The organism is Phosphitispora fastidiosa, from assembly GCF_019008365.1.
GTDB classification, from domain to species: Bacteria; Bacillota; Thermincolia; order Thermincolales; family UBA2595; genus Phosphitispora; species Phosphitispora fastidiosa.
Genome location: NZ_JAHHUL010000212.1, coordinates 1 through 237, shown reverse-complemented (window position 1 = coordinate 237; position 237 = coordinate 1). Strand labels below are relative to the sequence as shown.

Here is a 237-nt window from a genome sequence, read left to right as displayed (position 1 = left end):
CGGGCCCCTACGTGACCGGCAGCTATCTCAACGCCGACCCGGAACAAGACAAGAGCTTCGACGACGGCTGGTTCCGCACCGGGGACATCGCCCACGTCTCCGACGACGGCTACCTCACCATCATCGACCGGCACGCCGATGCACGCCGCCTCGGCGACCTCCGGCAGTTCCATCACCGCATTCTCGAGCTCCACCGAGGAAATCCATTCCCCGCCGGAAAGGATCGCATCGGCGAGC

Annotated in this window: 1 pseudogene; it reads left to right on the top strand. The window is 65.8% G+C overall.

From position 1 onward, the window contains the following. Positions 1-237, top strand: a pseudogene (locus Ga0451573_RS20150) (hypothetical protein); the annotation flags it as partial.